The sequence below is a fragment of the Prevotella ihumii genome (genome assembly GCF_900155655.1).
In the GTDB taxonomy this organism is placed as follows: Bacteria; Bacteroidota; Bacteroidia; order Bacteroidales; family Bacteroidaceae; genus Prevotella; species Prevotella ihumii.
The window spans coordinates 793,341-819,417 of the sequence record NZ_LT706987.1 but is presented as its reverse complement, the minus strand read 5'-3'; the positions used below and the strand labels follow the sequence as shown (position 1 = coordinate 819,417).

Below are 26,077 nucleotides of genomic sequence, written 5' to 3'. Positions count from 1 at the left end.
GTGCGTGACGCCATGCACTCCCAGGGTGTGTTCTTCCATTGGAAGGACGGGTCGCGGTCGGGCGCTGTGGCAGATGAACTCTTCAAGGGCTACCAGGGTGCCATACAGTCTGATGGGTATGAGGTCTACAGCAGGTTTGAGAACGTTCAGGGCATCGTGCTGTTAGGATGTATGGCACACGTGAGACGTAAGTTCGAACATCTGGCGGCTGACGATAAAAACGCCGCCCATATCATCGAAACGATAGCCACGCTTTATGAGTTGGAGGAAAACCTCAAATACAAGAAAGCACCACCCGAGGAAGTGGAGACAGAACGAAAGGCTAAAGCTTACCCCATTCTTAAGTATTTGGAGACCTATATGTTGGATGTACACAAGNCATACTTGGTTGATAACTCGCTTAACGTCGATTGCTCTTTAAGCGCATCGATCGCAACCTGGGCCTTAAACTCGGCCGTGTGCTTTCTTCTTGTTGACTTTCCCATTTCGTGTGCAAAGTTACTAATTTAATATTTGACTTATGCACTGGTTCGGAAATTTGGCAGTAATATAGTTGCATTTGCCTTAAATATTTCGGCAAAAGATTATGTTACGGTAGCGCAACCTATCGTGGCATACGCTACAAATGGTAATACTTCTACCACTTTGCTTGCTCTGCCTGCAATGATAGCCAATACCGAAGAGGCTACTTTCATTATGGGTAATGTGTTACCTGGCGAGGTTATCAACACCACAGACATAGAAACGATACAAGCAAGCAGTCAATTAACGTTGCGTACAAATGGACGAAATTTAGAAATAACATCTAATGAGCAACAACAAGCACTTGTAAGTGTCTATGATTGTACAGGGCGAAAGGTTCAACAAGCTACTTTACAGGATGGAAGAGTTACACTTACTTTTGCTCAAAAAGGTATATACCTCGTAAAAATAGGTAATCAGGTTCGCAAAATTATCATAAGATAAGAATATAAAGTAAGCATCCAATATTAGCCGCCTTTGTGTAACATTCTTGCTTTACTACCTTTGCCCGAAAAACTTATGTTTGTACTCAACGAAACAAATGTTTTTCGGGTTTGTTGCACTCCTGTGGATATGCGTCAGGGTATTCTTCGCCTGTCCCAATTGGTACGCCGCAATGACTTCAATCCTTCTGATGGTGTTGTCTACGTTTTCTACAATCGAGCCCGTAACCGAATTAAATTGCTGCACTGGGAACGCTGTGGTTTTGTCGTGTATCATAAACAGATGGCACAGGGTTGCCTAAGTCCTAAAATCATACGGGCGAGAGCTGGATTTTATGAACTTCGCTGGGACGAATTGGTACTCTATATTGAAGGTATAAATCCTAATTGCTACCGAAGAAAAAGATACAATAAATCTTAGTATTTTCTTGCCAGTGTCAGATATTTTTTGTAATTTTACATCGTATAAAGAACTGATAATGTGATGGATATGCCTTATTGCACAATGACATCTGACTACCATTCTCTCACTCGGGAAGCTGTTGTTAAACTTCTTGAGCAAAGGGATGCTGAGCTTAAGAACAAGGATACTCAACTCAAGAACAAGGATGCTGAGCTTAAGAACAAGGATACTCAACTCAAGGATAAGGATGCTGAGCTCAAGGATAAGGATGCTGAGCTCAAGGATAAGGATGCTGAACTCAAGGATAAGGATGCTGAGCTCAAGGATAAGGATGCTGAGCTCAAGGATAAGGATGCTGAGCTCAAGGATAAGGATGCTGAGCTCAAGGATAAGGATGCTGAGCTCAAGGATAAGGATGCTGAGCTCAAGGATAAGGATGCTGAGCTCAAGGATAAGGATGCTGAGCTCAAGGATAAGGATGCTGAGCTCAAGGATAAGGAGGCTGAGCTTAAGATTAAGGATGCTGAGCTGGAACGAAAGTCCCGTCGTATTCTTGAACTTGAGCGCATGGTATTTGGCAGGCGCAGCGAGAAACGCCTGCCTGAGAGTGCAAGCGGCTGGGCGGGTACGCTTTTTGACGAGCAGTGGGCCAAAGAGGGTTCCCTGGCTCGGGTAGAAGCCCTTCCCATCATCAAGGAGATAAAACAGCAGGCCGGACAACGCAGGTCATCACGCCGTGCNGGAACGCTGTGGTTTTGTCGTGTATCATAAACAGATGGCACAGGGTTGCCTGAGTCCTAAAATCATACGGGCGAGAACTGGATTTTATGAACTTCGCTGGGACGAATTGGTACTCTATATAGAAGGTATAAATCCTAATTGCTACCGAAGAAAAAGATACAATAAATCTTAGTATTTTCTTGCCAGTGTCAGATATTTTTCGTAACTTTACATCGTATAAAGAACTGATAATGTGATGAATATGCCTTATTGCACAATGACATCTGACTACCATTCTCTCACTCGGGAAGCTGTTGTTAAACTTCTTGAGCAAAGGGATGCTGAGCTTAAGAACAAGGATACTCAACTCAAGAACAAGGATANAGCTATGGAGAAGGCACTGCGTTATGCCTTCGCCGTATGGATACGCATTGGCAGGTATGTGCAGGACGGACGCTTCAACATAGACAACAACCTCATGGAACAGGCCATCAGACCCATCACGCTTGGAAGAAAGAACTACCTGTTCTGTGGTAACAATGAGGGAGCGGAGAACAACGCCATCTTCTATACCTTCATGGCGTGTTGCAGGGAAGCAGACATAGAGCCATACAAATGGATGAAGGAAGTTCTTTCAAGGCCCCTGCCAGATATGACGGAGGAGGAACTCACGAAAATGCTACCTTCAAACTTCAAATAACAAATAACCCTTATATGCTGCCAGACATATAAGGGTTATTTATTGGTGTGAAAGGCGGCTAATATTGGATGCTTACCCTATATGCAGTACTTTTGTGGATTGCATGAATTCACCGACAAGCCTATATTCGACCCGAGCCTATTCGTCACGATACGCAAGCGAATCTCAGAGGAAGAACTCAACAAGATGACAGTCAAGCTTCTCGACAAGCAGAAGCGTCTTCTTGTAGAGAAACGTAAGCGTGAGGAAGAAGAGGCGAAGAAGAATGATGAGGAACCGCCGACTCCGAAACCAGAGGACCCGAATGCCGCTTCCTTCACCGACTCAAAAGGTCGCGAGCACAAGGGAGTGCTGAAGATTGATGCTACCTGCGCCGATGCAGAGATGCGTTATCCTGTTGACGTTGATATAATACATGATGGTTGCCGCAAGGTTACCGACTATATTATAAAGGTGTGCGAGATGTTTGAGCTGCACAAGCCACGCACGAACTACAAGCATGCACGTCAGGCATACCTTCAGCTTGTCAAGAAAGCCAAGAAGAAAGGCAATATGGTGCGTGGTACTATCTGGTTGATGCTCAACTACTTGCGCAAGGACATCCGCATCTTAATGAACTTGCTTGCAAAGAACAAGACGTACTACGAGAGCCTATTCCTATATGAGAAACGCACCTTGACTGCAATCCTCACGATGTACCATCAGCAGGAGGAGATGTACAGGTCAAAGACTCATACTTGTGCAAACCGCATACTGAGCATCTTTCAGCCACACGTCCGTGCCATTGTCCGTGGAAAGACCAAGGCAAGGACTGAGTTCGGGGCCAAGATAGGTGCAAGCATAGTCGAGGGCTATACGTTCATCGACCACCACAGTTGGGATGCCTACAACGAGAGCCAGGACCTCTTGTTACAGATTCAACTTTTCAAAGAACGCTTCGGCTACCTTCCTGCCACCATCCTTGCGGATAAGATTTACCTGAACAGGTCAAACCGAGATATACTTGAGGATTTTGAAATCCATTCATACTGCAAACCGTTAGGGCGACCACCGAAGGATCCTCCTTCAGATGAGATGAAATCCAGAATGGCCAAAGCCATCGGGGAACGCAATGAAATCGAATGCTCATTCGGTACTGGCAAGAGAATCTATCGAGCCAATGACATAAGAGCCAAGCTTCCAGATACAGCACGATGCTGGACGGGAATGTGCTACTTCGTTAAAAACGTGATGAAGTTCCTGAGGGAACTTTGTCTTGCCCTGACCGAAATCTGGCGGTTTTTCATCATTATCGTCACTATGAGGGTCTACGTCTGCTACCCTCTGTCTGTGAAAAGATAATAATTCAGCAGACCCTATTTAAGATATAAATAATATATCCATATTAAGATGAAGCATAATATTCATTACTTTAAGAAGTTTCACTTTATCTTTTGTCGCACTTGGAACTAAAAGCCATTTATTGCTATCTATCTGTATTTGATTATTATATTGTTTATTGTGTGTAATCAATGGCTTTCCACCATATAACAGATTCAGTCGTCTAACTTTTTCTATACCTATTTTCCATACACATTGCATAAACGTTTCTATTGTATTTTCTTCTCCAATGACAGTTCCATCTGGAAAAGTTATCTGCAAAACTAACAAGTTTTTACTACCACGAGAAACTCTCTCTCCTTTAAAGTCAGCACTTACATCTACTGTCAAACCAATATTAAACTGTTCTGAGATAATTTTCAGTTGAGCAGCTTTGTTGTAAACTCCCCCTCTAGTATTTGCAAACCATCCATTATCAACCATTTCCATATCATCCTTATATTGAGGATATACTTCTTTTGTGAATAAAGGCAAATGACATACCTCGATATTTATTTCATCAAAATTATCCGTGCCAATCTTTTTAAGAGTTTCAATATATGTTACTTTAGAACTTGAGTAACAGAGCGTTTCCCCATCAGGAAAAATAACTCTTAACTTCTTTGATGCAGACCGTTGTCTTTTTTTTTCTTCCATATCTTTTGTATTTTCTCCTTTAAATAACATGTAAATTGCCATAATAAAATTTTATAGTACATTTAAGTACATTTACTAAGTTGAGAGCTATATAGACATTATATCATAACTTTCATTTTTAGCGTCATAGCAGTTAATATTGCAATCATACTATTTTTCTTTAAACCCCATTTCTTGAGCTTTCTCTACTATTTTAAGTGCAAACTGTGCTTGCTTAAGTGAATTAATTTTACGATTTCTCGATCGCATTGTTCCAAAATTAAAAGCAGCCTTTATCTCCATAGGGGTAAGTACATCATGAGATTTTGCCCAATTTGCTAATGCAAACCAAAATGTAGGTTCAATCGCTTCTGCTTCTAAAATACAACCTTGCTGCACTTCGTTAAGATATAAATTCTTACCATTGGATTCTGACAAAAGAGTCCTTTCTTCTATTTTATCTAAATCCTCTAATATCAATTTCAAACGACTCCAACAGTCTGCACGTTTTGACCAATATCCAACATCTACGTTCTGAATATTATCTGTAAAATGACGCCAAACGATAGGTATCAATTCAGTAATTCTATCTATTAAACTTTGCTGAACTTGTTGATGTTCCCATATATAAGAGAAATCTATTTTTTTATTTGATAAAAAGGAAATTGAAGCCATTATGTAAGCATTCATATTTGCCTTATAGCCACCAAGTTTCTTTGATTTTACAATAGCATCAATGGTATTAAACAAAATTCCCTTTGCTATGACCTTCTTAAAATATGTTGTAGTAACAGTTGGCTTTTCTCTCTTAATAGTAGCAACAAAAAGAGCATAATTCTTTTCTGCTCCAAAACAGACATCAAAAGGTTGTTGGTTCCATGCCATTTCATATTTTGCAATATCTGTTTTTGTTATTTTTTGTCGCTTAGGATATTCTATCTTGAATTTTTTTTCATTATATCCATTCAATTGTGCGAGTTGATCAAAATATTGTCCACGAGTACGTTCAAAGTACCATTTACAAATAGGACGTTGCTTTCCATTAGGAACCCATTCAGAACGACTAATATTTTCTAAACTTACCAAATAAGAATCATTTGCTGAAAAATCAGAATTTTTTATTGCCGTTTGACTATTGGCTGATGTTGAAATATCTTTTATTATATTCTCACTATTTTCCTTGTCTTTGATGACACTTATTTTCATAAGTACAAATACTTTGGCTAAGTCTACTTCTTTATCATTGATACAAGCTGTTATAGAAGCTGTCGTTTGAGCTCCATTAACGATTTGCCAATTGTATAGACGCTTTATAAAAAAAGCCCGTCCTCGCTTTTCTATTTCTATTCCTGTTGCTGTTGTAGAAATACCATTATTGTAAGAAAAGAACATATCTGGGTTTTCACGCAAAGTTTTCCGAATACTCTTGTTTACTTTTCCTTTAAATTGCAAGAAAGTTCTAACATTCTTCTCTAATAAAGCCTGTTGATATTGTTTGTAAATTTTCGCCAACACAACACCTGGCATAATAGCAAGATAAGCTTCTACGAATGGGTTCTCCTCGTTCATTTTAAGACATTGTAGTTCTGTGTTATAATTTATTGCAAAATCAATTTCAACCTTCTCTTTTCCTATTTTAACATTATGCTGCTGATATACCCGAAACATATCCCAAATATTATACTCTATAACAAATCCCTCTTCTTTATTTTCATCAGGAGCAATAGATGCGGTTGGATCTATCAATCCATCTGTTATAACATAGACTCTTAACTGACTGATATTACCTTTAGTACTTTTCACAAGCTTAGCAACTTCGATGATTTCATCATTTGGTTGGACATTTTGTCCTTTGAATAGCAAATCGTGCATTGCTTCATAATAAAAACCCATAAGGTAATTATAACCTTGCTGTACCTTATTATTATTAATTTTCCCCAACAATGTATCAGCCTTAATCAAATAAAACAAGTCCAAAGACTCAGCTTCATCATTATAATCATATGCCGTAATACGTGTTCTTGTTTTCTGAAAAGAACATATTTCTGGGTTATTTACCTCACCATTATCTTTCATATATTCAAAAATAAGAGAAGCAAGTTCTTGGTCATAATCAGTATCATTCATTTCAACTGATGCTTTTACTTCGTTGAGAAAAGCTTGTGCAAATTCACGTATATCCATAAAGTCGAAAATTATATATTACATTATATTCTATCAGAAAATTTTCATTGCTTTATTTCCGCAGCGTTTTTGCTTGCAAGAAATACAAGTGCCTGATACATAAAAGTATTCAAACACTTGCGTATGTCAGAAAATTCACTTATCTTAGTGCTACTAAACATATAAAATAATCAACCAACTGACATGACAAAAGTAGCAATAAAATCTGACAAAATAACCTCTTTTGGTGGAATTTTTCACGTAATGGATGTTTTTTCCAAACTTGGACTCAATCAAGTCATTGACTCCTCGCTTGGTCAGCGTGGCAGTACAGGTACGGCATTCCAAAACTGCAATAATTTTATAGTTCGTATTTCTAAATCATCATAAAGTATCATTAAACGAATAAAGGTTGTAAATCAGACGATTTACAACCTTTACCTTATTTATGTGAAGTAAGTTTTAATTACTTTACTTTCTCTACAATAGCCTTGAATGCTTCAGGATTGTTTGCAGCGAGGTCAGCGAGTACCTTACGGTTAATCTCGATACCAGCCTTATGCAATGCACCCATCAATTGGCTATAGCTCATATCGTAAAGACGAGCTGCTGCGTTGATACGCTGAATCCAAAGTGCACGGAATGTACGCTTCTTGTTACGGCGGTCACGGTAAGCATAGGTCAAACCCTTCTCATAGGTGTTCTTAGCTACTGTCCAAACGTTTTTGCGGGCACCATAGTAACCCTTAGTCTTCTTAAGAATTCTTGTTCTCTTTGCTTTAGAAGCAACATGATTGACTGATCTTGGCATAGTTTTTTTCCTTTAAATTTGTTTGACTAATGTTGATTAACGAAGATTTAACAAGTCGCGAACTTGTTTCATGTTGCTACTGTCCACGATTGCTGAGTGAACGAGATTTCTCTTCTGTTTCTTTGTTTTCTTAGTCAAGATGTGACTATGGTAAGCACGGTTACGCTTTACCTTACCTGTTCCTGTGAAGCTAAATCTTTTCTTAGCTCCAGAGTTTGTCTTCTGCTTTGGCATTTTTGTTAAATTTTAAATTGTTATTTAATATTCATCTGTGGCAACGTATATACCAAGACGTTACGCACAGGCACTTTTAGTATCTTCTCATCGAAGTTACATCAAGTTTTCTTTATTCACTTTTTAGCTTATCAAGTGCAGCAGAGCCATTCTTTGCATTAGCAAAAAGACCATTGTCTGCATTTCCCTTTGTTCCTTCTTCAGCTTGTTGGGTTTCTTTGTTCTTCCCCATTCCTTCAGCTTCTTCACGGTCACGACGCTGTTGACTCTTCTTTGTAACACCAGCTTTCTTTGGTGAAAGATAGAGGAACATCTTTTTGCCTTCAAGCTTTGGCAGCTGTTCTACCTTTGCAAGCTCTTCCAAATCGTTAGCAAAACGCAACAAGAGCACTTCGCCTTGTTCTTTAAAGAGAATAGAGCGACCACGGAAGAATACGTATGCACGTACTTTGTTGCCCTCATTAAGGAATTCCTGAGCGTGCTTTAGCTTAAACTGGTAGTCGTGCTCATCGGTTTGAGGTCCGAAACGAATTTCCTTTATTTCCTGCTTCACCTGCTTCTGCTTCATCTCTTTCTGATGTTTCTTCTGCTGGTAGAGGAACTTAGAATAGTCAATGATACGACAAACAGGAGGTTGTGCGTTGGGAGAAATCTCCACAAGATCTACGCCTTCTTTACGGGCGATGTCTAAAGCTTTACGAGTTGGCATTACTTCTGCACCCTCATCGCTTACCACACGAACTTCCCGTGCGTGAATTTGCTCGTTCACACGGTACTGAAACTTCATTTTGTCATTCTTCATTCAACTATATTAAGTTTTACTTTTTTATTTAAACGGCTGCAAAGTTACTGATTTTCCTATGATTAGCCAAATTTTTATATGTTTTTTTGCTTAATATTCACCGTCTATGAGGCTATTTTTATGATTTTGAGGCATTTTTAGATAAAATAGCGAACATAACAAATCACCCGTTGCGGAATTATTTTTATTTTTTTTAGCCACTACACCAATCATTACCCTATTCGATAGATAACCTTAATTCCGCAGCATAAATTCTTGTGAGAACTCCAAGTGACTGAGAAACAAAGTTCTCAAAACACTTGGATATGTCAGAAATTTCACCTATCTTGGTGCTGTAAACATAAACGAGTAAGCAAAAACGACATGGCAAAGGTAGCAATTAAAAACGAGAATATCACTTCTTTCGGTGGAATTTATCATATTATGGACGTTTTCTCAAAGTTGGGCTTTGAAAAACTTACCGAATCTGTATTGGGCAAACGTGGAAGTAGCGGCAAAGCATTCTGTTATGGAAGTATTTTTGGCTCTCTCTTCTTCAGTTACCTTTGTGGTGGAGAATGCCTTGAGGACATCAATGCGCTTATTGGGCAGTTCAAGCAGAGACCTGATACGCTGTTACCTGGTGCCGACACTGTGGGGCGCGGACTAAAGGAGCTTACCGAGAAAAATATTGTCTATAAGAGCAAGACCTCCGACAAGTCGTATAGTTTCAACACAGCAGAAAAGTTGAATACCTTACTTTTACGGATGATACGAAGAATGGGGCTTATAAAGGTGGGCAGTCATGTTGACTTAGACTTTGATCACCAGTTTATTCCAGCCCACAAGTTCGATGCAAAATATTCTTACAAGCAGGATTTTGGCTATTTCCCTGGTTGGGCTTCCATTGGGGGAATCATAGTCGGAGGTGAGAATCGTGACGGAAACACCAATGTGAGATTCCATCAAGAAGACACGCTCCGTCGCATTATGGACCGTGTAACCTCAGAACTTGGTGTGGTAATAGAGCGTTTCCGTGCTGATTGCGGATCGTTCTCAAAGGAAATTATCCAAACCGTAGAGCAGCGCTGCAACACGTTCTATATACGTGCTGCCAACTGCGGCAGCCGACACGAGGACTTCCGCCAGCTGAAAGAATGGAAGAGTGTTGAGGTTGATTATGAGAGATGCGATGTCACCTCCGTCAGCATAGACAACTTAATAGAAGGAAAGTCATACAGGCTTGTCGTACAGCGTAGTCCTTTGAAAGACAAGGATGGCAAGCAACAGACAGATATGTTCGGAGTAATATACACATACCGCTGTATCCTCACCAATAACTGGATGTCTACCGAGAAAGACATCATTACATTTTATAATGNCAAGATGGTAGAGGAATCTGCCATCAAGCCCATGACAGACTTTGTGGCGATGGTCAGATCGCACATGTTCGGCATAAAGAATCTCTTTGCAATGAGGGAGGTCAATAATGGAATCCTTGAGGGACTTAACTCACAAATACAACTCGCTAAAAAGAGGGCAAGAGGATTTGTCAATACAGAAAACTTTAAGTATATGGTCTACTTCGTAACAGGTGGATTAAAACTCGATTACCCACATGAAACGTTATAGACCCAGAATTCCCAATTGATGTTGTCATAGCATTGATTACTTCTATGTATGAAGAGTTCTCGCTTTGATAATTCTTCATTACAGGAAGCATTGATATCAACTTCTTGCACAGCGAATCATCTTGGAGGAACTGTGCAATAATATCATTTCTCTTGTCAATATTCCATCCTGAAATGTATTCTGCAAATGTATCGATAATAATCCTCTGCGAATCGTTTCCTTTGCGCAAAATAGAATCTATGATATGGCACAATACGTTATAGTCATGGCTATCACCTTTACTGTCTTTGCCAAATATTTTAGCGTAAGTGCCTCGATAAGACATACCCAACAGCAGACCTTCTTTGTCGTATGAGAGACGATTGCAATCAAGCGCACTCCAACCACGGTAACCTTTATTAGGAGTGAACACGATCCATTCTCCATCATTAGGATAATCCGATTTCCATGCTGAAGAGTTTATATAGAAGTCATATAATTTTCCTTGGTCTTCAGATTTATTGCTTACTCCCTTATTTCCTGTTACAACAAATCCAAAATCTTTACTCCAGTCAAAGAATTTAACAATACCTATAACACGCTTTTTACTTTTCTTTTTTGTCTTCTGTACTTGTGAAGAATCTGCAATGGCACTCTTATCATTCTTGTCCGTCCGCTTTTTCTCCATTAATACATCCAAATCAATCTTCCCCAACTCCCTAATGCCTGGTTTTTCTTTTTTAGTTGAGGTATTTTGTTGCATCGTATGAGAAGATTGATTCTGAGTATCCTGATTAATAGGTTTTATCACCTCAAATTTTATACTGGCTGATTTTCTGTATTTCATATTGAATTGAAATACAGGATCTATTGCCTTGAGTATTGCATCATCAAGTATATATTCAGGGTCTTGGGGAATGTCCACTCCTTTCCCAAAAGCATATTTTATGATATCTTCAATAGAAGATTCTTTGATGTTTGCGTATTCTTGAAGTTTAATTGTTGCCATACTTAATGATTGTTACTTTAGTTGTCAAATCCGAAATTGCGCCAGGCTTCGAGGACGAGGCGCTGGGTGCGGTATTGCCCAGCTCACGCTGTTCGCGGTCTTTGAGCACACGGAAGGTTTCGTTGATGCAGCCCTTGCCGCATACGTCTTCGGGGTCGAGGATGTAGCGGAGATCTTCGGTTGTGAGGCCGTAGAGGTGGGCGAAGATGGCATCCAACTCGGCTTGCCATACTGCACGCTGAGCTTCATCCCAGATTACCGGCTCTGTTGGTAATTCGTAGTCAGCGTGGGCTTCTTCACGCAACTCTTCCATCCATCCGTCAAGGTCGTGATTGAACCAGCAGAGACGAGCCACACGCTCAACAATGGCACGTTGCCAGCCAGATTCTTCAATTTGCTCTGGGGTAAGGACAGGCATTTGCTTGACAATAAATGTACTCATGTTTATACCTCCTATTTTTTGTCTCATCGCATAATCTAATCCAACCTTAATTCCGCAACACTATTATAAATTAAACTTTTTAAGTACCTGAGCAACAAGAACTTCTTGTTTTGGCAAGCGGCAGAGCCGAGCGGCTCAGGATTTTGTCATGTCGAAGAATTCACTTATCTTAGTGTTGCAAAACAAGCAAGAGAATTCAACGATAGGACATGGCAAAAATACATATTACCTTAATTCCGCAGCATAAATTCTTGTAAGAACTCCAAGTGCCTGAGAAACAAAGTTCTCAAAACACTTGGATATGTCAGAAATTTCACCTATCTTGGTGCTGTAAACATAACAAGTAAGCAAAAAAAACTGATATGGCAAAGGTAGCAATTAAAAACGAGAATATCACTTCTTTCGGTGGAATTTATCATATTATGGACGTTTTCTCAAAGTTGGGCTTTGAAAAACTTACCGAATCTGTATTGGGCAAACGTGGAAGTAGCGGCAAAGCATTCTGTTATGGAAGTATTTTTGGATCTCTCTTCTTCAGTTACCTTTGTGGTGGAGAATGCCTTGAGGACATCAATGCGCTTATTGGGCAGTTCAAGCAAAGACCTGATACGCTGTTACCCGGTGCCGACACTGTGGGGCGCGGACTAAAGGAGCTTACCGAGAAAAATATTGTCTATAAGAGCAAGACCTCCGACAAGTCGTATAGTTTCAACACAGCAGAAAAGTTGAATACCTTACTTTTACGGATGATACGAAGAATGGGGCTTATAAAGGTGGGCAGTCATGTTGACTTAGACTTTGATCACCAGTTTATTCCAGCCCACAAGTTCGATGCAAAATATTCTTACAAGCAGGATTTTGGCTATTTCCCTGGTTGGGCTTCCATTGGGGGAATCATAGTCGGAGGTGAGAATCGTGACGGAAACACCAATGTGAGATTCCATCAAGAAGACACGCTCCGTCGCATTATGGACCGTGTAACCTCAGAACTTGGTGTGGTAATAGAGCGTTTCCGTGCTGATTGCGGATCGTTCTCAAAGGAAATTATCCAAACCGTAGAGCAGCGCTGCAACACGTTCTATATACGTGCTGCCAACTGCGGCAGCCGACACGAGGACTTCCGCCAGCTGAAAGAATGGAAGAGTGTTGAGGTTGATTATGAGAGATGCGATGTCACCTCCGTCAGCATAGACAACTTAATAGAAGGAAAGTCATACAGGCTTGTCGTACAGCGTAGTCCTTTGAAAGACAAGGATGGCAAGCAACAGACAGATATGTTCGGAGTAATATACACATACCGCTGTATCCTCACCAATAACTGGATGTCTACCGAGAAAGACATCATTACATTTTATAATGAGCGTGGAGCAAGCGAAAAGAACTTCGACATACAGAACAATGACTTCGGATGGTCACATCTGCCCTTTTCCTTTATGGCTGAGAATATGGTTTTTATGATGGTTACCGCCATGCTGAAGAACTTCTATCTCTATCTCGTCCGTCATATCAGCGATAAGGTCAAGCCGTTGAAAAAGACAAGCAGGCTGAAAGCCTTTATCCTCCATTTTGTCAACGTACCAGCAAAATGGGTGCGCACTGGAAGGCAGAACGTTCTGAACCTATATACAAATAAAAACTACTACGCTGAGGTCTTTATTGAATAAACATCATTTTTTGTGGTTTTTCATACTTCCCCATTGGTTTGGGTGGGGGATTTTATGCTTAGAAAAGACCCCAAAAACACCGAAGCACCTCATATCAACATATAGAGCCCCAAAAAGACATCTCAACATATAAAATTTTCTCACAAGAAAAAATACTGCGGAATTAAGGTATTAATCAAAGATCGGCTTGTCGATTTTTTAGAGTAAACTCATTCAATGAATATGAGAGGAAGACCATTCACAAAGCAAACTACATCTGCTCTACACTTATGTATAGCCCCTTTGATCCAAAGTTCCCTTACGGCAATAAACTCGTTGTTATCAACATTGGCAAAGTCCATTACACGAGCCTTGACGGTTTCCGTCTCGCCATTAGGTTTTAGGCGAGTTACAGGTACACCGTCGCGCATAAAGCTATACTTTTCTTCGTTTATCTGCATCAGCGTCTGACTGCTTATGTAGCTTGTCATGCGTTCCACAGCTCCCGTCAACTGCTTATCGTTCATCCAAGGATTCAGACGTTTCAAAGCCAGGCGCAGGTGACGAATGAGCACCACTTCGTGCTGCGTCTTTCGTCCAAGTGTTCCTTGTTCGCCAAGAACCTCATTGTCGAAGGCATACACAGATTTCCAGCCGAGCTCTTGTTCCAGAAGTTCGGCAGTTGATTTCTGTATCAGCAGATCTTCACTGTAGTCTTTTGCCATAGTCTTATTTATTAGAGCCCATTACAGGCAGTGGAATACATATCTTATAAAATCTTGCAAGCTTACGTACATGAGTAGTGCATAGCTCTCGCAATTTCTTTTTTGCAAACGGATTCTTTACACCAGCACCTTCCTTTGGATAAATGATTACGCAAGGAACGTTTGGAATTGGTGATTCTTCATCAATGTCATCATAACCAAGGTGTCTCAGAATAGGTATATCCCTGCTGTAACCACTTAACTGACGGATGACATCATTATCAAGCGATACGTTTTCATACTTTGGGATGTACTTTGTATCAAGTATTGCATTGAAATTTGTAGAGCAATATAGAAAGTCAGGGAAGCCTGTCTTTCCTTTGAACTGATACGAGATTTTATCACCGTATGCATCATAGAGTAATCCATATACATAGTGCTCGTAGAGCAAGGACATATCCAAAGTAAATGGAGTTACGTTTTCACTCAGTGAACTTGTTTTGCTGATGCTGTAATCGTATCTCTGAAGGATGAGCTTTGCTAAACGAAGCGCTTCATTGTATTCACTGAACAATTTATGCCCTTTTATCTGAGTTACTTCCCTGATTTGTACGTCATCATTTACGTTTTCAAACAAGGCTAATGATATTGAGATCATCAGTTTTGCCTTGTTGCCTATTGTATGATTCTCTGTTATTGTTTTGAGTATCTGAGAACTAAATATCAGGGCTTTCTTGATTAGCCTGTTTTCTGGTATGTCAACAGTGTATTCGTCATAGTTGCAATAGACCCTGTCGAATCTTTTTGATGCAATGTTCTTACGCTCATTCTTCATCACCTGAATATGTCCTTTGACCTTTTTCAGGTTCTCGTTATAGTGAACGTAGCCTTTCTTCAAGGACTTGATTCTGCTTACAACACCAAGGAAATGCAAGACAATGAGCGGACTTAACACGCCCTTTAATGAAGGAGCATGTATAGCAGGAGCTTCGCTGTCGATATTATAAATCTCAGCAAAGGACTCAATAGATAAGTCAGACGAGAAGCAAGTCATAAACATCGTGAGGAAATCTATTTCTTCCATCCCTCTCTTTGTGGTAACGACTAATGCCTCCTTTTTGTCTATCCATTCTGCACCAATAACATACGACGCATAATATCCCCATGGATCGTTTTCCATAGGTTTATCCCACCGAACAAGGCTCAGATTGTCATATCTGGTGTCCTGCTCGATGCCCAGTCGTTCGTGTTCTTGAATAAGAATGGCTTTCATATCTGGTTATATATTATTCGTCATCGTCTTTCTGGTCATCCTCCTCGATAACCTGTATAGGGTTCAGAGAACGCCAAGCATCAAACGCAGTTTTCTTCTCTTCATTCTTGACATTAAGGATGCCATCATTGATATATTCATTGATAAGTGGAAGTATTTCAAATTCCACCTTGTCCTGTAATTCGTCTTCACTTTCTGCCATGAAGTAACTATGACCGACCATCAAGTCATCAATATTCATATCTCCACATAGATGCTTTGGATTCTCAATGAACTTCTTGATGTCAGCAAACAGAGCTACTGCAACAGAACCCAAATCTTCGTTTCCTGCATCTGAATAGTATTTCTTGATTACAGAATCTTGAGATTTTAGGGTAACAAATGCAAATCTTCTGCGCAACGCATAGTCAAGTGTACCTGTACTTCTATCGGTAGTATTCATCGTACCAATTATATATAGATTTGAAGGCACTCCGAACTCACCCTTTGTATATGGTAGCATCACCTTGATAGGATGATTACCATTGTTTCGTTTGTCAGATTCAAGCAAAGTTATGAGTTCACCAAATATCTTTGAGACATTGCCACGGTTAATCTCGTCAATAATCAAAACTACAGGTTTATCAGTTGTCGCATGATACTCTTTCTTGACGGCTTCAATGAATGCTTGGGCGTATGATTGCCAGTTGTTCTCGCATCCTTTACCCAATGCCTGAAGTTTTATCTTCTCAATATTCAGTGGAGAAGGGGTGTATTCCTCACCTCGTGAACTTGTGGAGTTAGTACTCCTGCTACTTACCGTAGAATTGCCTTCCTTCCACCAGACATAGAGTGATGATCTTCCTGTGACTGTTGGAATCTCTCTCTTATTCTGATAGCCTTTTATCTTCTGGAGATAATCGTCAATGCACTCTACAATATCTTTACTTTGGTCTGTCTGAACAGCATTGCAAGCACGTTTGAAGATGCCATCCTCTGGTTCATACGTCACACCGATAGAATTGCCATCAGCATCTGTTTGTACGTGAGGCTTTAGGCCTTCAACAAAGTCCTCGTAGTCAAGCGACTGATGGAACGTTGTGAAGAAAATCTGATCGCCCAACAATGAATCATACCGTTTCATGACTGCTTTGTGGTCGGTTATGTCAACATCGTTAATGTCCAATGCTTTTAGAGCAATGGCTGCCGTATTATAAGTTTTACCTGTGCCAGGTGCTCCTTGGAGAATCATATTGTGCTTCTTTTTCAAAAGATTAGCACACTTATCTAAATAAGCAATATCATTCATATATTTCAACCAGCTTGCTATATATCCATATTGTTCTGTTCCTTTACGGCATGAAGAGAAAGTTCCTTGTGAAAACAAGCCTGTGCGAGGCTGTTTATATTCACTTGCCAATGCAAGGATTCTTACCTTTCTGAAATTCGCATTTACATACTTCTCTGATAGAGTGTCACTGATGAAGCTCTCACCAATGATTTGGCAGAGGGCAAGAACCTGACTTCCTCTTCTTACAAGCACGATGTTGCCGTTCGGTATAGTCTTAAAGTTCCGGCATTGTGCATCGTCCCATTCACCTGTGCCAATTATCGGCTCTGGTTCTTTGAGCATTAGAGAAGAGTCTATCACGACACCACCTTTGCCTTCGGGTAGATGCATCTGTATGTGCCAGAACTTGTCACAGTCAATCTCTAATGGTAGATTCGGAGTACGCATTTGTGCATACTTCAAAACCTCTTCAACATTGGTGTCTTTATTAATCCAATAGCTCTTTTCTGCAGATGATTCATTATATTTCGCCAATTCACGTTGGAGGACGGCATCTAATCTGCCGTCTTGTATCTTATTGTAATACTCCTTCAGAACATTATCTGTGTCGGTTCCATTGCCATGATTCTCTTTATGCTTATCTTTGGTGTTGTTTATGTAACCGACAAAACGACTTGGGGCGAAGGAAATATGATTGTTTATCACTTCGACAACCATATTCTTTCCGCGTTTCATTCTATCAACTGCCCATAACATACTTTCTTCACCGCTATCACCATGAAGGTACGAGTACAAAGTTTCGATATTCGAAATAATATCCTCTCGTGTTTCTATGTAATCAGTTCTTTCCATACGGTCTATCATACGGTTATCTCGCACTCATCAACTTCGGAAGCAAACGGTCACGAGCTTCGGTTAGAAGTAAAAGATATTCTCGGTTTTGTTGAATCTTTTCATACCACTTTGCTACATAATTCTTGAAAATACTTGCTATCAAGGCGGAAGGAACAAGAATCTCATCCTCCTTCAGATATTTGAAATGTCGTGCATAACTGTAACTTGATAAATCTATATTAACCAAACTTGAAAACAACAAGCATTGTGGCATCAAGTTCAAATTACTCGACATTATAAGTTGTGTTCCATCTGCTCCTTTTGCAAAGGGGAAGGGAACATATTTTAATATGCGGGTATGGTCTCCAAAAACAATGTACGGTTCGTTGGATTCCACCTTACTTTCTGGATCATCTGTATAACCTGCAATATATGTTCTACTTTGGGCAATGATAGGGATGCATCCACTATTCTGATAATCCTTAGTTTGAATCTGCTTGGTACGTGGTACTTTAGCAATCAACTCGCCAACCTTCTTCTTTTCCCATTCCTCAGGCACACCATCGATGATGTTGGTGTTTTCGTGTCCTGGGAAATGGAGGTCGATGAACCAATCCTCGCATAGTCGCTGTGCTGCTTCCTCCAACAGTTTTATCTGCTTTTGATAATTCTCTATCAACGAGTCGTGGCGAGAGAGGATTGTCGCTATGTTTTTCTGAATATCCATAGGGGAAAGTTCTACTTCCATATTGAGCAAATCATTGTTTGCAAGACTTGCCCTTGTTGTCATAGAAGAGAATGCCATGAATTGACCACGGAACTTAGGGGTACGCAAATAATAGACAATGTAACGTGGATAAACTCTGTCTGTTATCGGACGGAGTCTTTTGGTAAAACCGTTATATGTAGCGTTGGGATAATCCTTCAACGCAACCGAACTCATTCCAAGTTCATCCATTGTCTCACTTGTACGAGTAATGAAGACATCCCCAGCTTTTATCGAACATGCTTCACGTTCTTTATCAGTTGTTTGAACGAGTGATTCTAACTCCTCTGGCAAGAACCAGTTATTGAAGACATTGGAAAATGTAAGGAAAGGAAATCCTGTACCAAAGAACTGCCGCCCCTTGGATAGACCATTGTGAACTTCATAAAGTTTACCTAATTTGACTTTCTGCCAGTCACTCATTGCTCTTCCTCCTTTATATCATTTTCCCACTTAGCTTTGGCAACTTCGAGAGACTTTTGTATCTGTTGAACAAGAAGGTCTCGTGGAGGTAGTTCAGTCATGTACTGAGCAACCTTAATTCCCGATTTGTCGAGTTGGAGGAGTTCTATTTGTTCCTCACTACCTTCTGTACAGAGCAAAAGCCCAAGAGGTGTTTCTTCCCCTGGTTCCATTTCGTTCTGTATAATACTCCCTTATCTCAGACCAGTAATCTTATTGACTAAGGCAAGAACTTATGCAGATTTCATTTGCATTACTGACAACAGACAATGTGAGCCAGAGTCCTTTCCTTGGGTAGAAATGGATGGGGCTCGATGCCCCACCATTTCTTCGACAACAGCGTAAAGTATCACCGTCATCCTTCCTTGGGTGCTGTAAAAGTACATCTTTTTTTTCGGAATACGATAGTATTATGGCAAAAAAATGCATATCACGCACTCTTTTCATAACGGGTCATTGGAATCTCATGTGCGATACCCTGGTGTGGTCGTCTCTTGTTGTAGTACTCAATCCAATTCTTTATCCCTTCACGTAGCAGACACACGTCATCCTCTGGATTCAGATAAATATACTCCGTTTTAATAGTACGCCAGAAGCGCTCAATCCATATGTTATCCTTGCATCTGCCACGTCCATCCATACTGATGGTTATACCTAAATCCTCGCAGGTAGATGTCCATTCCTCGCTGGTGTACTGGCTGCCCTGATCAGAGTTGATGATTTCTGGATTTCCGTAAGCATTGACAGCCGTATGCAGCACCTCTATGTATTGGCCTTTTCAAGAGTGTTATGCAGTCCCCAGGCCATAATACAGCGACTGTAGACATCAATGATAGCCGTAAGATACATAAAGCCCTTCCTCATAGGAATATAGGTGATGTCTATACTCCACACGTGATTTGGATGGTTTATGTCCAAATGTCGCAAGAGGTAAGGCTTCTTGTATATTGTGGAGCCTGGTTTAGAAAGTGATTTCTTAGGATAGATGGGAGTTATACTCATCTTGTGCATCAAACGTCGAACACGTTTCGGTCCAACCGCAAATCCGAGCAATACTAATGCATCACACATACCAATCACCCCCTTGGAGGGATGCTCAGTATGCTGGCGATCTATTTCGCTCATAACCTTGATATTTTCTTCGTTCTCACCCTTGAGCTCGTAGTAGAATGTACCTTTGCTGATACCAAGGACTTCGAGCTGGGCGTTGAGACTAAGTTTACTGTCAGGGGAAACTAATCGTCTTCGGGCATCGGTATCCCCAATGCTTTTGATGCCCTCTTCGCAAAATCCAGCTTCATCTCCAACTCGCCTATCTTACGTAAGTGGCGGTCACGCTCTGCCTGAATATCTTTCTCTGTGCGCTCTGTACTGCCACCGAATGCCGCTGCCGCATTCTTAAGAAACTCAGCCTTCCAACGACTGATCTGAGCTTGCGACAACTCATACTTGGTTGATAACTCGCTTAACGTCGATTGCTCTTTAAGCGCATCGATCGCAACCTGGGCCTTAAACTCGGCCGTGTGCTTTCTTCTTGTTGACTTTCCCATTTCGTGTGCAAAGTTACTAATTTAATTATTGCTGTCCGGTAAAACTTTTTCAAACAAAATAAATTAGGGCTGACACATCTCACGAGGTGTCAGCCCTTTTGGTTATCTTTGTCTTTACTAAAATAAAACATAACCATGAACAAAGATAGTCATTTTACCGGACAGCCGGTCTATAGTCAAGTATTAAAGTTACTCGACAAAGAGAAAATTCTTCAGATAAGCTGCGAAACGAAAGGAAGCGAGGCTTACGTGAAGCGCTTTGACGGCTACCAACATCTCGTCGTAATGCTGTTCGGCATACTCAAACACTTTGATTCTCTGCGCGAACTTGAGATAGGCATGAAGGCTGAGGCTCACAAGCTCAGACACCTCGGAATGAGCTATTTGGTTCGTCGCAGCACGCTTGCTGAGGCCAATATACGCCGCCCTCAGGAGTTCTTTGCAAGTGTTTATGCGTATCTTTTGGAGAAGTATGCCAAATTTTTAGCGGACAGCCGCCCTTCCAAGTGCTATAAGGGGCAGACGCACGAGCCTAAAGACTGGGAGAAGTTGCTTTACATGATGGATTCTACCACTATAACGCTCTTTGACAACATACTCAAAGGTGTCGGGCGGCATCCAAAATCAGGCAAGAAGAAAGGCGGTATGAAAGTGCATACGGTAATGAAGTATCATGTCGGCGTGCCAATGGTGGTGCAACTCACTTCAGCTGCAAAACACGACCATTACCTGCTCAAAGAGGTGCATCTGCCCAAAGACGCCACTTTAGCAATGGACCGTGGTTATGTCGATGTCGCGCAATTCCAACGTCTTACAGAAGAGGGCGTTTGCTACGTGACCAAAATGAAGAAAAACCTTAAGTATGAGGTACTTAAATCCGTTACGTATGTCAATGCAGAGGGCCTCGTAACGCATATTGATCAGAAAGTGCTTTTTACAAGAGGAGAACTCACCCACGAGGCACGAAGGGTGGAGATATTTTACGAGACAAAGAGACCTGTTGTACTATTGACCAACAACTTTGACTTTACTGTTGAGGACATTGCTGAAATCTACCGCCTAAGATGGGCTATCGAGTCGTTGTACAAACAGCTTAAACAGAACTTCCCGCTTCATTTCTTCTATGGGGACAGCGTCAATGCCATACAAATACAGACATGGGTAGTCTTGATTGCGAATCTGCTGATAACAGTCTTGTCAAGAAGCATTAAGAGACACTGTGCATTCTCGCAAGTTGTTACCATGATAAGACTTATGCTTATGTACTACGTTGATTTTATCGCATTCATGGAAAATCCCGAAAAAACTTGGAATGATTTCCTTGCAAAGGAGATGCAAAAAGCGCCACCTGAACCAAGTCTTTTCGATTAGGGGGGCTTACTTTTGAAAAAATAAACCTAAAAGTCCTATTTTACGGGGCTTCGGGGAGGATATTTATGCTCTTTTGAGTTTTACCGGACAGCAATATAATTTAATATTTGACTTATGCACTGGTTCGGAAATTTGGCAGTAATATNCACCCGAGGAAGTGGAGACAGAACGAAAGGCTAAAGCTTACCCTATTCTTAAGTATTTGGAGACCTATATGTTGGATGTACACAAACAGTACACCCCAGGCGAAGCTATGGAGAAGGCACTGCGTTATGCCTTCGCCGTATGGATACGCATTGGCAGGTATGTGCAGGACGGACACTTCAACATAGACAACAACCTCATGGAACAGGCCATCAGGCCCATCACACTTGGAAGAAAGAACTACCTGTTCTGTGGTAACAATGAGGGAGCGGAGAACAATGCCATCTTCTATACCTTCATGGCGTGTTGCAGGGAAGCAGACATAGAGCCATACAAATGGATGAAGGAAGTTCTTTCAAGGCCCCTGCCCGATATGACGGAGGAGGAACTCACGAAAATGCTACCTTCAAACTTCAAATAACAGATAACCCTTATATGCTGCCAGACATATAAGGGTTATTTGTTGGTGTGAAAGGCGGCTAATATTGGATGCTTACAGAGAACAACGCCATATTCTATACCTTCATGGCGTGTTGCAGGGAGGCAGACATAGAGCCATACAAATGGATGAAGGAAATCCTTTCAAAGCCCCTGCTCGACATGACGGAGGAGGAACTCACGAAAATGCTACCTTCAAACTTCAAATAACAAATAACCCTTATATGCTGCCAGACATATAAGGGTTATTTGTTGGTGTGAAAGGCGGCTAATATTGGATGCTTACCAGGAATCCTATACAAAAAGAAAAATCGCTTATTGTGATGGATGCAGGTATTGCAACCGAAGAGAATCTAAATCTTATTAAGGCAAAGGGTTACAACTATCTCTGCGTATCCCGCACCAAGCTGAAAGATTACACGCTCAGTGAGGACCATAAGAGCGTGATGGTAAAAGACGCCCGAAAGCAAACAATAACGCTCAACAAGGTACACACCGAAGGTGAGGACTACTATCTTGAGATAACCTCTCCATCTAAGGCTATGACCGAATCGTCAATGAACAAACTTTGGCGTGAAAGGTTTGAGACAGAGCTGAAGAAGATAAATGATGGTATTGCAAAGAAAGGTGGAACGAAACTCTACGAGAAGGTTGTAGAGCGTACGGGACGAGCCATACAGAAATATCCTTCTATCGCAAGATACTATGCGATAGACTACATTAGAAACGAAGAAAAGNTATAGAGCGACAGGTGACGGAGATATATCCAGAGGGTTATGACGCTGAGCGCATGGTCATCATCGGACATGACAGAAGTGAACATCTGTGTCTGCGTCCCTCATCCTTTTATGTCAGGGTAGAAGATCGTGTCATCTGCCGCCTGAAGGAAGCCCGGCCAACGGATGCGAAGGTTGACATCCTGGAAGCCCCCTTGAAAAAGCAAGCGGTGGATTGTTTTGCCGACGCTTCCCTGCTCGCCGAAATCATCACCGCCAAGTTCGCCTATCACCAGCCCGAGTATAGGCAATGTGAAAGATGGAAGGAACTGGGTGTGAACCTCCCCACCTCAACCGTCAACAGCTGGGTTCACGATGCCGCCGATGCACTTTATCCACTTTACAAACTTCAAGTAAGCCAGATTCTGCAAAGTCCTTATCTTCAGGTTGACGAGACCAGCGTACAGGTTGCCGACCGCAAAGGAAAGACGNGCAGTTGAAGACCGACCTGAACCTCCGTCCTATATATCATCAGACCGATGACCGGAGCGATGCGCATCTTTTCTTCGGTCTGCTTGCCTACTGGGTGGTAAATACCATCCGCTGCCAGTTGAAGCGAGAAGGCGAATCCTGCTATTGGACCGAAATCGTGCGGAGGATGAGCACCCAGAAACTTGTAACCACGGAAGGTAGGAACCCGTTAGGAGACATCGTACAAATGCGACAATGCAGCAATCCCTCAAAGCAGGCAACTGCTATATACGATAAATTAAAACTGAAATATGCACCATTCAGAAAAATAAAAATTTGTAGGACACAGAGTCCATAGCCAAAACTGAAAAAGTATAATAATAGCAAGATTCTACGATGATAGGTGTTAAACTTGGGCTAAAAATCACGAAAGTGACACCTTTTCATTCCCTTTGGCAAAAGCCGTTTATGTACGTTTCATAGAAATTACACGAAACCGATACGACGCTTACTGCCGTCTTTCTCCAAGCGTTCGTTGTCGCAGTGTTCGGTGAGTGGGGCTAGTTCCCCAGTCTTGGCACCATGTAGGATGTTGTCAATGGCATAATGACGCGCGATATTCTCTATCTGCCCACCGCTAAAGTTGTACTTGTTGGCCAGTGTGTGGGCCGTTTCTTCCGAGAGAGACGGTATCATCGACTTCCAGATGGCCGCGCGTGCCTCCAAGGTCGGTTTGGTGAACCTGATTTTATAGAGGAAGCGGCGTTCAAAAGCCTTGTCCATATTCTGGGCGAGGTTTGTGGTGGCGATGAGAATGCCTTCCTGCGTTTCCATTTCTTGTAGGATAATGTTCTGAATGGAGTTCTCCATCTTATCCACAGCACGCTCCGCCCCCTCTTGCCGTTTTCCAATGATGGCATCAGCCTCGTTGAAAAGCAGGATGGGCACAATAGGCATCTCTTTCACTTTCTGGCGGTAGAGGTCAAATAGTCCCTTTATATTCTTCTCGCTCTCTCCGACCCACATGCTCTTGATTTCAGCGACGTTCACTTGCATAATGTCCCGTCCCGTCTGCCGTGCCAGTTGGAGTACCGTTTCCGTCTTACCGGTACCAGGTGCGCCATAGAACAGACAAGTGAAGCCGCTGCGGAAACCGTTTTCCTTTAGGCGGGTACATACTTCCCGATAATGCTGCTCATCAAGTAGGCCTCCCAGTTCATTAATCTGTGAGGTTATGGCCTGGTCGTAGAACAACTGCTTTGGGGCAATGTCCTCGTGGCATATCATACCACCACGTTTCTTGTCGTTGTCCATCGACGGAATCTTCAATTCAGGAAACAGGAATGACTTAGCCTCCGAAGTCATCTTGAACGTGTCGCGGTCTTTGAAGCCATCTTCTCCAGTGAATTCTATAAGTTTTTCATCCTGAAGGAGGTGTTCCTCGCATTGAAGTCCACACTTTAATCCTAAAAAACGGTGCGTGTCCTTATAAAGAAACTCAATATCGTAAAAGCGGATGCGGTCATCCGTGTTATTCACGAACAGGTGGCAGAACAGCATCAACAGACAGAGGTCGTCATCGTCAAGACCATAGCCGATGGCTCTGCTTGTGAATACCAAGTGTTTGTTGCAGTCAAGCAGATACTTGACTTTCTCAACCGTGTTTTCGTAGGTCAGTTCACAGTCTTTCCGTTCCTGGAAGATGTCCTGCAACTCCACGAACAAAGCGGAGCAAGACAAGTTGTGAATGTTCCGAGGTATGTAGTTCTCGTCGTTCTTGAACGCATTGATAACCTCAACAGGCACACGATACGATGGTCTGCGGTCGGAACGGCTGCAGCGCACAAGTTCTCTCCGTTCCAGTTCGTCAATGTCCGGCATGTAGCGTATGATGCGGACGGTGCGGCATTTCATATAATCAGCCAATTCGCTGATGAATATGCAGTTGTCATCACTCTTGTCAATGAAGAGTGACATCAGCACACTCTGTTCCCGTGTCATATCCAGTTTCTTTGACACATACCTTATGTGCGTAGCAGCCTTATTGAAGAACTCCTTGCTGAGTTGGGAATCCTTCAACAACTCCACCACTTTCTCCATGTGGTAGAGCAAATCTTTTTTCACTTTCTTTGCTTCCATACGATACTTCTATGAGATAACGGGGGCAAAGATAGAAGCAGGGTGTGCCGATAAGAGGCACACCCTGTGAAAAGTTTATAAAATCTCGAAAAAATTATTTGGCAGCGCGGGTATTCAACTTCTTCCCTTCCTTGCTCCAAGTGTAAATCCATGCACCTTCCGTGTGGTGAAGGTGTCACAAGCCACAGAAAGGATTTCACCAACAGTAGAAGTAAAAAAGCGTGGAGCTTCTTTCCCGCCGGTTCGAACGTATAAATCCACGAGCCTTGCTGGACGACATAGAAGTTGACACTGTATCCTTTCAGTTCTCCTGCAGAGGTGCTGATGGTCTTTATCTTCTTGCCATTGTCATCATAGACATAATACCACGACTTTGTGGTTTCAATATAGCTTATCTTCTGTGCCTGCATGCTGACGGTTGCCAGCATAAGGGCGATGGTCAATAACAGATTCTTCATACGG

Annotated in this window: 32 protein-coding genes and 3 pseudogenes; 17 read left to right on the top strand and 18 right to left on the bottom strand. The window is 41.6% G+C overall.

Annotation, left to right across the window (positions count from 1 at the left end; translation table 11 throughout):
* The first annotated feature begins 12 nt into the window (after positions 1–12).
* The 6 genes from CZ367_RS03895 (at position 13) to CZ367_RS03865 (ending at position 4,129) form a co-directional block, all read left to right on the top strand.
* Positions 13–510, top strand: a complete 498-nt coding sequence (locus CZ367_RS03895; RefSeq protein WP_144005933.1) for an IS66 family transposase — start codon at positions 13–15, stop codon at positions 508–510.
* A gap of 3 nt (positions 511–513) precedes the next feature.
* On the top strand, positions 514–966 hold the full coding sequence (locus tag CZ367_RS03890; RefSeq protein WP_077195710.1) for a T9SS type A sorting domain-containing protein: 453 nt from the start codon (positions 514–516) through the stop codon (positions 964–966).
* 75 nt (positions 967–1,041) lie between these two features.
* Positions 1,042–1,386 (top strand): IS66 family insertion sequence element accessory protein TnpB, encoded by a 345-nt coding sequence (tnpB, locus tag CZ367_RS03885; RefSeq protein WP_077195221.1) that lies wholly within the window; start codon positions 1,042–1,044, stop codon positions 1,384–1,386.
* A gap of 757 nt (positions 1,387–2,143) precedes the next feature.
* Positions 2,144–2,281 carry a hypothetical protein gene (locus CZ367_RS03875; RefSeq protein ID WP_237581532.1) on the top strand — a complete coding sequence of 46 codons (138 nt, stop codon included), beginning with the start codon at positions 2,144–2,146 and terminating at the stop codon, positions 2,279–2,281.
* Between the two features lie 63 nt (positions 2,282–2,344).
* Entirely contained in the window at positions 2,345–2,788 is a 444-nt protein-coding gene (locus CZ367_RS03870) for an IS66 family transposase (protein ID WP_077195708.1), read from the top strand.
* Between the two features lie 81 nt (positions 2,789–2,869).
* On the top strand, positions 2,870–4,129 hold the full coding sequence (locus CZ367_RS03865) for a transposase (protein ID WP_237581530.1): 1,260 nt from the start codon (positions 2,870–2,872) through the stop codon (positions 4,127–4,129).
* 18 nt (positions 4,130–4,147) lie between these two features.
* Here CZ367_RS03865 and CZ367_RS03860 read toward each other — a convergent pair whose 3' ends face one another.
* Both CZ367_RS03860 and CZ367_RS03855 read right to left on the bottom strand, forming a co-directional pair.
* Entirely contained in the window at positions 4,148–4,846 is a 699-nt protein-coding gene (locus CZ367_RS03860) for a hypothetical protein (RefSeq protein WP_237581529.1), read from the bottom strand.
* A 108-nt stretch (positions 4,847–4,954) separates the two neighbouring features.
* Positions 4,955–6,967, bottom strand: coding sequence for an AIPR family protein (locus tag CZ367_RS03855; protein WP_077195707.1), 2,013 nt, complete (start codon positions 6,965–6,967; stop codon positions 4,955–4,957).
* A gap of 183 nt (positions 6,968–7,150) precedes the next feature.
* On the opposite strand from CZ367_RS03855, the gene CZ367_RS03850 reads away from it, so the two are divergent.
* Complete coding sequence (locus CZ367_RS03850) at positions 7,151–7,336, top strand: hypothetical protein (protein WP_077195706.1); 186 nt, start codon at positions 7,151–7,153, stop codon at positions 7,334–7,336.
* Positions 7,337–7,412: 76 nt separating this feature from the next.
* Here CZ367_RS03850 and rplT read toward each other — a convergent pair whose 3' ends face one another.
* The 3 genes from rplT to infC all read right to left on the bottom strand — a co-directional run bounded on the left by rplT (position 7,413) and on the right by infC (position 8,793).
* Positions 7,413–7,757: a 50S ribosomal protein L20 gene (gene rplT / locus CZ367_RS03845; protein WP_077195705.1), complete on the bottom strand. Its 345-nt coding sequence runs from the start codon at positions 7,755–7,757 to the stop codon at positions 7,413–7,415.
* A 36-nt stretch (positions 7,758–7,793) separates the two neighbouring features.
* Positions 7,794–7,991, bottom strand: a complete 198-nt coding sequence (rpmI, locus tag CZ367_RS03840; protein WP_077195704.1) for a 50S ribosomal protein L35 — start codon at positions 7,989–7,991, stop codon at positions 7,794–7,796.
* Positions 7,992–8,103: 112 nt separating this feature from the next.
* Positions 8,104–8,793, bottom strand: coding sequence for a translation initiation factor IF-3 (gene infC, locus CZ367_RS03835; RefSeq protein WP_077195703.1), 690 nt, complete (start codon positions 8,791–8,793; stop codon positions 8,104–8,106).
* Positions 8,794–9,156: 363 nt separating this feature from the next.
* Here infC and CZ367_RS03825 point away from each other — a divergent pair.
* Together CZ367_RS03825 and CZ367_RS16720 are read left to right on the top strand one after the other, a co-directional pair.
* Positions 9,157–10,158: pseudogene (locus CZ367_RS03825) on the top strand (IS1380 family transposase); the annotation flags it as partial.
* A complete protein-coding gene (locus CZ367_RS16720) occupies positions 10,159–10,404 on the top strand; it encodes a transposase (protein WP_077196400.1) in 246 nt (81 codons plus the stop codon). It abuts the pseudogene before it with no gap.
* On the opposite strand, the gene CZ367_RS03820 is transcribed toward CZ367_RS16720, so the two are convergent.
* Together CZ367_RS03820 and CZ367_RS03815 are read right to left on the bottom strand one after the other, a co-directional pair.
* On the bottom strand, positions 10,340–11,392 hold the full coding sequence (locus CZ367_RS03820) for a hypothetical protein (protein ID WP_077195701.1): 1,053 nt from the start codon (positions 11,390–11,392) through the stop codon (positions 10,340–10,342). The genes CZ367_RS16720 and CZ367_RS03820 overlap by 65 nt on opposite strands.
* Complete coding sequence (locus CZ367_RS03815; protein ID WP_237581528.1) at positions 11,379–11,834, bottom strand: hypothetical protein; 456 nt, start codon at positions 11,832–11,834, stop codon at positions 11,379–11,381. Before CZ367_RS03815 ends, CZ367_RS03820 begins: the two co-directional genes overlap by 14 nt.
* Positions 11,835–12,196: 362 nt before the next feature.
* Between CZ367_RS03815 and CZ367_RS03810 the strand changes: the two genes are divergently transcribed.
* On the top strand, positions 12,197–13,498 hold the full coding sequence (locus tag CZ367_RS03810; RefSeq protein WP_077195397.1) for an IS1380 family transposase: 1,302 nt from the start codon (positions 12,197–12,199) through the stop codon (positions 13,496–13,498).
* 209 nt (positions 13,499–13,707) lie between these two features.
* Here the strand turns inward: CZ367_RS03810 and CZ367_RS03800 are convergent, their stop codons facing one another.
* From CZ367_RS03800 to CZ367_RS16415, 8 genes are all read right to left on the bottom strand, one after another.
* Entirely contained in the window at positions 13,708–14,202 is a 495-nt protein-coding gene (locus CZ367_RS03800; RefSeq protein ID WP_077195700.1) for a type I restriction endonuclease, read from the bottom strand.
* 4 nt (positions 14,203–14,206) lie between these two features.
* Positions 14,207–15,361: an McrC family protein gene (locus CZ367_RS03795; RefSeq protein WP_237581527.1), complete on the bottom strand. Its 1,155-nt coding sequence runs from the start codon at positions 15,359–15,361 to the stop codon at positions 14,207–14,209.
* A gap of 106 nt (positions 15,362–15,467) precedes the next feature.
* Positions 15,468–17,576 (bottom strand): McrB family protein, encoded by a 2,109-nt coding sequence (locus CZ367_RS03790; RefSeq protein ID WP_237581526.1) that lies wholly within the window; start codon positions 17,574–17,576, stop codon positions 15,468–15,470.
* Positions 17,577–17,592: 16 nt separating this feature from the next.
* Entirely contained in the window at positions 17,593–18,747 is a 1,155-nt protein-coding gene (locus CZ367_RS03785) for a restriction endonuclease subunit S (RefSeq protein WP_077195698.1), read from the bottom strand.
* Positions 18,744–18,959 carry a DUF1016 family protein gene (locus CZ367_RS03780; RefSeq protein ID WP_077195697.1) on the bottom strand — a complete coding sequence of 72 codons (216 nt, stop codon included), beginning with the start codon at positions 18,957–18,959 and terminating at the stop codon, positions 18,744–18,746. Before CZ367_RS03780 ends, CZ367_RS03785 begins: the two co-directional genes overlap by 4 nt.
* 60 nt (positions 18,960–19,019) lie before the next feature.
* On the bottom strand, positions 19,020–19,172 hold the full coding sequence (locus tag CZ367_RS15325) for a hypothetical protein (RefSeq protein WP_154669288.1): 153 nt from the start codon (positions 19,170–19,172) through the stop codon (positions 19,020–19,022).
* A gap of 44 nt (positions 19,173–19,216) precedes the next feature.
* The gene (locus CZ367_RS16420) at positions 19,217–19,546 is read right to left on the bottom strand and encodes an integrase core domain-containing protein (RefSeq protein WP_161942324.1); all 330 of its coding nucleotides are present in this window, start codon (positions 19,544–19,546) and stop codon (positions 19,217–19,219) included.
* Between the two features lie 2 nt (positions 19,547–19,548).
* Complete coding sequence (locus CZ367_RS16415; RefSeq protein WP_262500715.1) at positions 19,549–19,788, bottom strand: DDE-type integrase/transposase/recombinase; 240 nt, start codon at positions 19,786–19,788, stop codon at positions 19,549–19,551.
* Positions 19,789–19,887: 99 nt separating this feature from the next.
* On the opposite strand from CZ367_RS16415, the gene CZ367_RS16180 reads away from it, so the two are divergent.
* Positions 19,888–20,025, top strand: a complete 138-nt coding sequence (locus CZ367_RS16180; RefSeq protein ID WP_237581509.1) for a hypothetical protein — start codon at positions 19,888–19,890, stop codon at positions 20,023–20,025.
* On the opposite strand, the gene CZ367_RS03770 is transcribed toward CZ367_RS16180, so the two are convergent.
* On the bottom strand, positions 20,022–20,336 hold the full coding sequence (locus CZ367_RS03770; protein ID WP_077195696.1) for a transposase: 315 nt from the start codon (positions 20,334–20,336) through the stop codon (positions 20,022–20,024). The two genes, CZ367_RS16180 and CZ367_RS03770, sit on opposite strands and share 4 nt — an antisense overlap.
* A 135-nt stretch (positions 20,337–20,471) precedes the next feature.
* On the opposite strand from CZ367_RS03770, the gene CZ367_RS03765 reads away from it, so the two are divergent.
* The 6 genes and pseudogenes from CZ367_RS03765 to CZ367_RS03745 form a co-directional block, all read left to right on the top strand.
* The gene (locus tag CZ367_RS03765; protein WP_077195320.1) at positions 20,472–21,707 is read left to right on the top strand and encodes an IS4 family transposase; all 1,236 of its coding nucleotides are present in this window, start codon (positions 20,472–20,474) and stop codon (positions 21,705–21,707) included.
* A gap of 157 nt (positions 21,708–21,864) precedes the next feature.
* The gene (locus CZ367_RS03760) at positions 21,865–22,272 is read left to right on the top strand and encodes an IS66 family transposase (RefSeq protein ID WP_237581524.1); all 408 of its coding nucleotides are present in this window, start codon (positions 21,865–21,867) and stop codon (positions 22,270–22,272) included.
* Between the two features lie 68 nt (positions 22,273–22,340).
* Positions 22,341–22,499 (top strand): hypothetical protein, encoded by a 159-nt coding sequence (locus CZ367_RS15320; RefSeq protein WP_154669287.1) that lies wholly within the window; start codon positions 22,341–22,343, stop codon positions 22,497–22,499.
* Between the two features lie 77 nt (positions 22,500–22,576).
* Positions 22,577–23,026 (top strand): annotated as a pseudogene (locus tag CZ367_RS16715) (IS1634 family transposase); the annotation flags it as partial.
* 53 nt (positions 23,027–23,079) lie between these two features.
* A complete protein-coding gene (locus tag CZ367_RS03750) occupies positions 23,080–23,505 on the top strand; it encodes an IS66 family transposase (RefSeq protein ID WP_449421163.1) in 426 nt (141 codons plus the stop codon).
* A pseudogene (locus tag CZ367_RS03745) lies at positions 23,499–23,834 on the top strand (IS1634 family transposase); the annotation flags it as partial. The gene CZ367_RS03750 and the pseudogene CZ367_RS03745, both read left to right, overlap by 7 nt.
* Before the next feature lie 128 nt (positions 23,835–23,962).
* Here CZ367_RS03745 and CZ367_RS03740 read toward each other — a convergent pair.
* Both CZ367_RS03740 and CZ367_RS03735 read right to left on the bottom strand, forming a co-directional pair.
* On the bottom strand, positions 23,963–25,615 hold the full coding sequence (locus CZ367_RS03740) for an ATP-binding protein (RefSeq protein ID WP_077195693.1): 1,653 nt from the start codon (positions 25,613–25,615) through the stop codon (positions 23,963–23,965).
* Complete coding sequence (locus CZ367_RS03735) at positions 25,597–26,073, bottom strand: hypothetical protein (protein WP_077195692.1); 477 nt, start codon at positions 26,071–26,073, stop codon at positions 25,597–25,599. Before CZ367_RS03735 ends, CZ367_RS03740 begins: the two co-directional genes overlap by 19 nt.
* Positions 26,074–26,077: the final 4 nt, after the last annotated feature.

Excerpts from the sequence above, each read along its gene's own strand:
- tnpB (WP_077195221.1), top strand. The coding sequence starts at position 1,042 with ATGTTTGTACTCAACGAAACAAATGTTTTTCGGGTTTGTTGCACTCCT.
- CZ367_RS03875 (WP_237581532.1), top strand. The coding sequence starts at position 2,144 with ATGGCACAGGGTTGCCTGAGTCCTAAAATCATACGGGCGAGAACTGGA.
- CZ367_RS03865 (WP_237581530.1), top strand. The coding sequence starts at position 2,870 with ATGCAGTACTTTTGTGGATTGCATGAATTCACCGACAAGCCTATATTC.
- CZ367_RS03860 (WP_237581529.1), bottom strand. The coding sequence starts at position 4,846 with ATGGCAATTTACATGTTATTTAAAGGAGAAAATACAAAAGATATGGAA.
- CZ367_RS03855 (WP_077195707.1), bottom strand. The coding sequence starts at position 6,967 with ATGGATATACGTGAATTTGCACAAGCTTTTCTCAACGAAGTAAAAGCA.
- CZ367_RS03850 (WP_077195706.1), top strand. The coding sequence starts at position 7,151 with ATGACAAAAGTAGCAATAAAATCTGACAAAATAACCTCTTTTGGTGGA.
- rplT (WP_077195705.1), bottom strand. The coding sequence starts at position 7,757 with ATGCCAAGATCAGTCAATCATGTTGCTTCTAAAGCAAAGAGAACAAGA.
- rpmI (WP_077195704.1), bottom strand. The coding sequence starts at position 7,991 with ATGCCAAAGCAGAAGACAAACTCTGGAGCTAAGAAAAGATTTAGCTTC.
- infC (WP_077195703.1), bottom strand. The coding sequence starts at position 8,793 with ATGAAGAATGACAAAATGAAGTTTCAGTACCGTGTGAACGAGCAAATT.
- CZ367_RS16720 (WP_077196400.1), top strand. The coding sequence starts at position 10,159 with ATGGTAGAGGAATCTGCCATCAAGCCCATGACAGACTTTGTGGCGATG.
- CZ367_RS03820 (WP_077195701.1), bottom strand. The coding sequence starts at position 11,392 with ATGGCAACAATTAAACTTCAAGAATACGCAAACATCAAAGAATCTTCT.
- CZ367_RS03815 (WP_237581528.1), bottom strand. The coding sequence starts at position 11,834 with ATGAGTACATTTATTGTCAAGCAAATGCCTGTCCTTACCCCAGAGCAA.
- CZ367_RS03810 (WP_077195397.1), top strand. The coding sequence starts at position 12,197 with ATGGCAAAGGTAGCAATTAAAAACGAGAATATCACTTCTTTCGGTGGA.
- CZ367_RS03800 (WP_077195700.1), bottom strand. The coding sequence starts at position 14,202 with ATGGCAAAAGACTACAGTGAAGATCTGCTGATACAGAAATCAACTGCC.
- CZ367_RS03795 (WP_237581527.1), bottom strand. The coding sequence starts at position 15,361 with ATGGAAAACGATCCATGGGGATATTATGCGTCGTATGTTATTGGTGCA.
- CZ367_RS03790 (WP_237581526.1), bottom strand. The coding sequence starts at position 17,576 with ATGGAAAGAACTGATTACATAGAAACACGAGAGGATATTATTTCGAAT.
- CZ367_RS03785 (WP_077195698.1), bottom strand. The coding sequence starts at position 18,747 with ATGAGTGACTGGCAGAAAGTCAAATTAGGTAAACTTTATGAAGTTCAC.
- CZ367_RS03780 (WP_077195697.1), bottom strand. The coding sequence starts at position 18,959 with ATGGAACCAGGGGAAGAAACACCTCTTGGGCTTTTGCTCTGTACAGAA.
- CZ367_RS15325 (WP_154669288.1), bottom strand. The coding sequence starts at position 19,172 with ATGTACTTTTACAGCACCCAAGGAAGGATGACGGTGATACTTTACGCT.
- CZ367_RS16415 (WP_262500715.1), bottom strand. The coding sequence starts at position 19,788 with ATGAGTATAACTCCCATCTATCCTAAGAAATCACTTTCTAAACCAGGC.
- CZ367_RS16180 (WP_237581509.1), top strand. The coding sequence starts at position 19,888 with ATGCTGGCGATCTATTTCGCTCATAACCTTGATATTTTCTTCGTTCTC.
- CZ367_RS03770 (WP_077195696.1), bottom strand. The coding sequence starts at position 20,336 with ATGGGAAAGTCAACAAGAAGAAAGCACACGGCCGAGTTTAAGGCCCAG.
- CZ367_RS03765 (WP_077195320.1), top strand. The coding sequence starts at position 20,472 with ATGAACAAAGATAGTCATTTTACCGGACAGCCGGTCTATAGTCAAGTA.
- CZ367_RS15320 (WP_154669287.1), top strand. The coding sequence starts at position 22,341 with ATGCTTACAGAGAACAACGCCATATTCTATACCTTCATGGCGTGTTGC.
- CZ367_RS03740 (WP_077195693.1), bottom strand. The coding sequence starts at position 25,615 with ATGGAAGCAAAGAAAGTGAAAAAAGATTTGCTCTACCACATGGAGAAA.
- CZ367_RS03735 (WP_077195692.1), bottom strand. The coding sequence starts at position 26,073 with ATGAAGAATCTGTTATTGACCATCGCCCTTATGCTGGCAACCGTCAGC.